The sequence below is a fragment of the Aquimonas sp. genome, from assembly GCF_044377145.1.
Taxonomy (GTDB): domain Bacteria; phylum Pseudomonadota; class Gammaproteobacteria; order Xanthomonadales; family Xanthomonadaceae; genus Aquimonas.
Genome location: NZ_JBILJQ010000144.1, coordinates 1 through 5,391, shown reverse-complemented (window position 1 = coordinate 5,391; position 5,391 = coordinate 1). Strand labels below are relative to the sequence as shown.

The following is a 5,391-nucleotide window of genomic DNA, read 5'->3' as shown; positions in this document are numbered from 1 at the left end:
AACCGGACTTTCCGCGAGGAGGTCCTGGACCAGCCCTGTTCGCTCGCTTGGACGACGTCCGCGAGGCGGCCTGGTGGTGGATGCTCGACTACAACGAGGAACGACCCCATGACGCGCTCGGCGGGATAATGCCGACCGAACGCAAAGCCCAAGCAGCCGAGGGTTCTAGGAATGCTTTGTCCGCTTGACGGGGGAGCTTACGGGGCAGGTCAAACCTCGTCGCCAACGGCGAAGCCAACGGCCTCTGCCAGCAGACCTAGCTAACGGCCCGCCCCGCAAGTGATCGCCCGTCTCTGAATCGAACGGCACATTAGCTCCTTCGTCGGGTTATTCCTCTCCGCCCCCCCGCTGCAAGGTCGACGCGCGCAGTTCGCCGTACTCCGGCGAAGTCTCGGCCAGCACCATTTCCGGCCCCTGCGCCACGAGCCGGCCATCGCACATCACCAGCACTTCGTCGAAATATCGTAGCAGTTCGAGGCGATGCACCGATGCGACAAGGCAAGTTTCGGCGAATTCCGCGAACAGGTTCTGGTAAACGATCGCTTCCGTCCGCGCGTCGAGGCTAGCTGTGGGCTCGTCGAGAAGGACCAGCGAACTTCCGCGCGCCGCTAGAATGCCCCTAGCCAGAACCAAGCGCGCGCGCTGTCCGCCGGACCAGTTCGCACCGTTCTCGGCGATCTGGGCCTGCAACAGGTCGCCCTCGGAATCGACGAACTCCGTCACCATCGCCAATCCCAGCGCGTGCGGGAATTCCTCCGCAGCAGGGGCACCCTGCAGGGACTCGCACATCGCCAAATTCTCCCCCAGGGAGCCTTCGAACAGCTCGGCGTCCTGGGGAATCATGGTCGTCGATCCCCGCAGGAAACGCGCAGCATCCAGCGGAGTCATCACGACGGTGCAATTGGCAGGCTGCACGACGATCTGCTCGGCAACATAAAGTCCGGCGAGCACGCGCATGAGGGTACTCTTGCCTGAACCACTCTTCCCAATAAGCGCGTAACGCTTGCCGCGCTCGAGCGAAACCCGGATGTGGTCCAAAGCTGGCGCCTCGTCGCGTGCTCCACCGTGGTGGAACACCACACCTTGGACTTCGCAACGATCCCACGTTTGAAGAACAAGGGGCTTGTTCAGTTTATCGTCGACAAGGGCGGCGCGGATAGGGTCGGCGCTCTGGTAGTTGGCGTAATGTTCGGCGAACTGCTGGAAGTTACTCGCGACAGCAACGACGACCGCGCCGGCCTGTACCGCGTACTCCCAGACCATGTAGACATTGCCCAGCATCAACGCCTGCCCGCCATGCGATAGACGCAGCACGAGCCAAGCATACAAGCCGACTAGACAGCAGCTCAAGAGGCGGCTGGCCATGTCGACCACAAACCACTTGCCCTCGTTAATGAGAATCATCCGTTTAAGCGGTTCGAACAGCACCTCCAATAGTTGACCAAGAAGGCGGACGAAAGGGCGCGCCTGGCGCAGGGCGAGCACGGTAGTAGCACTGCCTAGAGCATCCGCGAGCACTGAACCATAGCGCCTGTTGGCATCGTTGGTACGGATCGCCAACCGCACGATCACTCGGTCGAAGCCAACCACGGACCATGAGATCACGATCAGCCCCAGCGCCGCCATGCCGCCTACTAGCGGGTGGATGAAGAAGAGCGCGGCGACTGGCCCTACGAGCCGCACCGCGCTGCTGACGTAAGCGAACTGGTTTTCAGCAAAAAGGCCAAGCGCTTCACTGCTCTGCTGCACCCTGTGGGCCGTGCCAACTGAATGATTGCGTTCGTGCCAGATCAGAGGGAACGAAAACAGTCGTTCTGTCAGCGTGGTCGAGACCCGAGCACGCACCGCAAGTGCCACATTGCGTTCCAGGATTCTTCCCGGTGCGTGCATTAACCAACTTGCCAACGCGGCGCTGAGTACGGCGATCAGCCAAAGGGCGGCATCGCCTGCGCCGTCACCCCCCCGCGCCTGCAGAATGTTGAAGGCGTTGCCAAGCAGGTAAGGGATCAACAGCAACACCACTTGCGCACCAATCAAGAGCAGCATCGAGCCCAAAAGAGCAGCGCGGTTGCCGTGGGCCTGTCGCCAGAGCTCTCGATACAGAAGCAACACGGGGCTGACTCGTCTACCCAGCTTCGCCTCTTCAGAATTCATGTGGTTCCAGCAATGAGGAAAGGGATGCCCAGGGCGGTCGGCGGTCTCAACTCTGAAACGCAACACCCCTGGGGAGCGTGGTGGACCAGGTGACGTAGCCTGAGCTCCTCTACCTGCAAGTGGAGTTGCCCATGTCCAGAGGTCACCTGACCCACCCGGAACGATATCAGGCGCATGCGCTGCGCGAGTCCGGCTTTCGCCTGACATCGAGTAGGAAAGTAGATGAAGCGCTCAGCCAGCACAATCTGCCGCGAACTCATGCAGGCCGCTCTCCGCGCGCTTGCGAACCCCAAACAGGCGGTCAGTGAACTCCTTCCGTTGTCCGTCCGAACAAAGCGAATCTTGACCGTACAACGTGCGTGCATCGCCGTAAGCGTCCGCCCATCTCACCTTCCCTCCTGACCTGATCTTCCCGACCGTCGCCGGTTTCCCGGAGTGAGGACCGGTCGATGGTTTGTTTGGAGGCGTGGCGGTGGCGGGCGCATGTGCGTTCGCAGGTGTGCAGTGGTTTAAGCCAGGCGGCGTACTGCCAGCTGTGGGGTATTCCGCGGCGGGAGTTCGCTGCGTGGCGACGGCGGCTGTGGGCCCAAGAAACTGCGCCGCTGCGGCTGCTGCCGATCGCGCGGAGGGGCGGCTGATTCGCCTGCCTTTGCAGTGGTTCCTGGCGGTGGAGCCGATCGATCTGCCCTGCGGTATGGATCGGCTGCTGGTGTGGGTGCAGCGCAGCGGCGGTGCGGCCTCGGGTTCGTTGGGCTACGTGTTCCGCAACCGCGCCGGCTCGCGGATCAAGCTGCTGCTGATCGACGGCACCGGCGCCTGGCTGAGCGTGCGTCGGCTGCACGCCGGGCGCTTCCACTGGCCGCGTTCGAGCGATGTGAAATGCGAGCTGTCGTGCGAGCAGTTCGCCTGGCTGTGCGCGGGCGTGGATTGGATGCGATTGTCTACGAGTGTGGTGCCCGAACACACGTTCTGATCCCTTACGGTGGCGGCATGTCCAAACCGGCTGCCGCCATCGCTGAGCTTGACGTGCTGCGCGCGCTGATTGAGGCGCAGCTGCAGCGAATCACCGAGCAGGAATCCGCACTCTCCGAGCGCGACCAGCGCATCGCCACCCAGCAGCGACAGATCAAGAATCGCGACCGCACGGTACAGCACCTCAACCACGAGGTGGCACGCCTAAAGCGGCTGCAGTTCGGCGCTAAGACCGAAGCGGGGAGCGCGCTGTAGCTCGAGCTGTTCGCCGACACCCTGGCGGAGGCGCTCGCCGCCGCCGAGCAGGCGCTGGAGCAGGCGAGCGAGGCGGAAGTGGCGTCACCTGCCGAGGCGCCGATCGCCCGCCCTGCCACGGCCACGCCCAAGCGCCAGGCCCTGCCGGCGGAACCGCCGCGCGTCACCACCGTGCACGAGCCCGCGAGCGGCTGCACGTGCGCCACCTGCGCCACGGCTTTGATCAAGATCGGCGAGCACGTCAGCGAGAAGCTGGCGAATACACCGGCGACATTCCACGTCGAGTGCCACGTCTATCCGTAGTACGCCTGCCGGGCGTGCGAGACCGTCGCCGCCGAGCCGGTCGCACCGACCATCATCGACCGCGGCCTGCCCGCGCCCTCGCTGGTGGCGCAGGTCCTGCTGGCCAAGTGCACCGACCACCTGCCGCTGTACCGGCAGCAGGCGATCTACGGCCGCGCCGGCGTCGAGCTGCCACGCCGCACGCTCGCCGACTCAGTCGGCGCCTGCGGAGTTGTCCTGCAGCAGCTGGCCGATCGCTTGCGCGAACGACTGCGAGAACAGGCCTGCCTGCATGCCGACGAAACCACGGTCGGCACGCTCGATCCGGGCAACGGCAAGACCCAGCAGAGCTACTTCTTCGACTACCGAAGTACCGCCGGACCGCCGATCGTGGTGTTCGATTACGGCACCAGCGGCAGCGGCAGCGGCAAACATGCCGCGAGTATCTCGGGGATTGGCGCGGTGCGCTCCTGGTCGACGATTACGCCGGCTACATGGCCCTTTTCAAAGACGGCGTCACCGAGCTCGCCTGCTGGGTGCAGGTGCCGCGCAAGTTTGTCGAGGTCGCACAGGCCAGCGGCAGCGCACTCGCACAGAAGGCCGTCTAGCGCATCGGCGAGCTGTATCGCATCGAGGCCGAAGTGAAGGAACAGGGTCTGTGAGATGACGCTCTGCGCGCCTACCGCCAGCAGCGCGCCGCGCCGAAGCTGGCCGAGCTGCACGACTGGCTGCAGGCGCTGAGCCTCAAGGCACTGAAGAACAGCGGCCTGGCCAAGGCGGCGAACCACGCCCTCAGCCGCTGGCCCGCGCTGTTGCGTTACCTCGACGACGGCGGTCGACCGATCGACAACAACCCGATTGAAAACGCCATCCGCCCGATCACACTCAGCCGCAAGAACTGGCTGTTCATCGGCGGCACGAATGCGGGCCCGCGCGCCGCCGCCATCATGAGCCTCATCGCCACCGCCAAAGCAAACGGCCTCTGCCCACAGGGCTGGCTGACCTACGTGCTCACCCGTCTGCCGACGACACGCAATCGGAACATCGACAGCCTGCTGCCGATCGAGGGCTGGGCCGCGGTCAGCGGCTGAGGCTCAGCACAACGCGAGCGTTTGCAGTGGGTGTCGACACCGGCCCCTTACGCAGCGCCTTCAGGAACCGGCGCGCCGCAGCCGCTGCCTTGTTTGCGCGGATTTCGGCGTAGACCTAGCGGGTCGCGCGGACGATGGCGAACAACAGGTAGCAGCGCTGCGTCTCGTCGGACATCTGCGGCAGGTACTTAAGGAAGTTCTAATTTATCTGAGCTTCCCACACGCCATGGATGACGTGCTCGCGAATCAAGCACGCAAGTGCATGATTCTGCTCGAGTGAGTCCGGACCTGCGCCGGACTCACGGGTTCTACCCGGCGGATTCAACTTCGAATCGCAACACGCTTCTTGAGGGCTTCGGCGAAGACCTCGTAAGGGGTGCGCCAGCCTAGCGCTTTCCTCGGTCGGCTGTTGATCCTGCGCTCGATCTCTTGCAGCCGCTCGTCACTGACTGTCGCGAAGTCGGTGCCCTTGGGCAGGTAGTAGCGAACCAGCCCGTTGCCGTTCTCATTCGAGCCGCGCCGCCACGACGCGTAGGGCTCGGCAAAGTAGAAGTCGGCCTTGCAGGCGATCGCGATGATCTCGTGCTTAGCAAACTCCTTTCCGTTGTCCGCGGTGAGCGTGTGCACCAGGTGCTGG

At 64.0% G+C, this 5,391-nt stretch carries 7 protein-coding genes and 2 pseudogenes; 7 read left to right on the top strand and 2 right to left on the bottom strand.

Features of this window, described 5'->3' with window-relative positions; genetic code table 11:
- Positions 1-188: pseudogene (locus ACIQ7H_RS21705) on the top strand (integrase core domain-containing protein); the annotation flags it as partial.
- A 139-nt stretch (positions 189-327) separates the two neighbouring features.
- Here the strand turns inward: ACIQ7H_RS21705 and ACIQ7H_RS21700 are convergent.
- Entirely contained in the window at positions 328-2,154 is a 1,827-nt protein-coding gene (locus tag ACIQ7H_RS21700; protein WP_395795497.1) for an ATP-binding cassette domain-containing protein, read from the bottom strand.
- 449 nt (positions 2,155-2,603) lie between these two features.
- Between ACIQ7H_RS21700 and tnpA the strand changes: the two genes are divergently transcribed.
- From tnpA to ACIQ7H_RS21670, 6 genes and pseudogenes are all read left to right on the top strand, one after another.
- Positions 2,604-2,792, top strand: a complete 189-nt coding sequence (tnpA, locus tag ACIQ7H_RS21695) for an IS66 family insertion sequence element accessory protein TnpA (protein WP_395795495.1) — start codon at positions 2,604-2,606, stop codon at positions 2,790-2,792.
- Positions 2,720-3,127 (top strand): IS66 family insertion sequence element accessory protein TnpB, encoded by a 408-nt coding sequence (gene tnpB, locus ACIQ7H_RS21690; protein ID WP_395795493.1) that lies wholly within the window; start codon positions 2,720-2,722, stop codon positions 3,125-3,127. The genes tnpA and tnpB overlap by 73 nt, the downstream gene beginning before the upstream one ends.
- Before the next feature lie 17 nt (positions 3,128-3,144).
- Positions 3,145-3,381, top strand: coding sequence for a hypothetical protein (locus ACIQ7H_RS21685; protein ID WP_395795491.1), 237 nt, complete (start codon positions 3,145-3,147; stop codon positions 3,379-3,381).
- A gap of 78 nt (positions 3,382-3,459) precedes the next feature.
- Complete coding sequence (locus ACIQ7H_RS21680; protein ID WP_395795489.1) at positions 3,460-3,684, top strand: IS66 family transposase zinc-finger binding domain-containing protein; 225 nt, start codon at positions 3,460-3,462, stop codon at positions 3,682-3,684.
- 84 nt (positions 3,685-3,768) lie between these two features.
- Positions 3,769-4,529 (top strand): annotated as a pseudogene (gene tnpC / locus ACIQ7H_RS21675) (IS66 family transposase); the annotation flags it as partial.
- 81 nt (positions 4,530-4,610) lie between these two features.
- Positions 4,611-4,754: a transposase domain-containing protein gene (locus ACIQ7H_RS21670; RefSeq protein WP_395795499.1), complete on the top strand. Its 144-nt coding sequence runs from the start codon at positions 4,611-4,613 to the stop codon at positions 4,752-4,754.
- A gap of 321 nt (positions 4,755-5,075) precedes the next feature.
- Here ACIQ7H_RS21670 and ACIQ7H_RS21665 read toward each other — a convergent pair.
- The coding region (locus ACIQ7H_RS21665; RefSeq protein ID WP_395795487.1) for an IS30 family transposase at positions 5,076-5,391 on the bottom strand (316 nt) is incomplete at its 5' end.